The organism is Pelorhabdus rhamnosifermentans (genome assembly GCF_018835585.1).
GTDB classification, from domain to species: Bacteria; Bacillota; Negativicutes; order UMGS1260; family UMGS1260; genus Pelorhabdus; species Pelorhabdus rhamnosifermentans.
Genome location: NZ_JAHGVE010000074.1, coordinates 1 through 847, shown reverse-complemented (window position 1 = coordinate 847; position 847 = coordinate 1). Strand labels below are relative to the sequence as shown.

Annotated in this window: 2 protein-coding genes; both read right to left on the bottom strand. The window is 42.5% G+C overall.

Annotated features, from left to right (window positions below):
- Nucleotides 1-10 precede the first annotated feature (10 nt).
- Nucleotides 11-523, bottom strand: coding sequence for a PHP domain-containing protein (locus tag Ga0466249_RS25790; RefSeq protein ID WP_215832368.1), 513 nt, complete (start codon nucleotides 521-523; stop codon nucleotides 11-13).
- A gap of 38 nt (nucleotides 524-561) precedes the next feature.
- Nucleotides 562-801, bottom strand: coding sequence for a hypothetical protein (locus Ga0466249_RS25785; RefSeq protein WP_215832367.1), 240 nt, complete (start codon nucleotides 799-801; stop codon nucleotides 562-564).
- Nucleotides 802-847: the final 46 nt, after the last annotated feature.

Genomic DNA, 847 nt, shown 5'->3' with positions numbered 1-847 from the left:
GCATAATATTTCATTGATGGATATCCTTGTGTTCCGTCAAATATCTCAAAGCATCTTCTGCAGCCTTTTTCAACTTCTGAAACTCATCTGTGCTACCGCCACCGTCAGGGTGTCGTTCTTTGGCAAGAGTCCGGTATCTGTCTTTAACGTCTTCGACTGCAGTCGGTATTTGCTCAAAACCAAGATATTTGAAACATTTCGGCACTTCCACAGGAGGCGGCAAAAACCTTAGGCCTGCCACCCATGTACTCAAATCATATATACCGCGTTCGACCATCCTAGCCAAATCCTCAAGTGCCAATACTACTTGTGCAAATGCATCACTGCCATATGTAAGCTGTACGCCTTTTGCTTTGGCTTTCGCTACCGAGTGATCAAAACGGTACATTTCACCGCAATAGCGGAATGATATCCAACAGCCGTGACGATCAAAGTTGTAATCGTATTCCTTGACGCCCAGACGTTCCATGACACGTGAAAGCTTCGCCTCATAATTGTCGGCTGGGCCATATTGCTTTTTCATGGGTTTGCCTCCCCGCATAATATTTTTATCTTCGGGTATCACTTCCAAAACTGTTTACGACTCTCTATATAGCCTTCTAATTCTTCGACAATGTCCGTAGCATATTCATAATCATCCGTAACAAGGCAATATAGGGCACTACTAACATATGACCTAACTCTATGCATTTCATTGGCATATTGAGCAAGGCCGCCAATATCGCACATATTATTAACAAAGGGTACTGTAGTCAATAATGATGATATTTTACATACAAATTTGCGCTCTTTAACATTCACCTTCTACCCCTCCTTGCATATAATCTTTTGTCTCCGGGTATCCTAT

Excerpts from the sequence above, each read along its gene's own strand:
- Ga0466249_RS25790 (WP_215832368.1), bottom strand. The coding sequence starts at position 523 with ATGAAAAAGCAATATGGCCCAGCCGACAATTATGAGGCGAAGCTTTCA.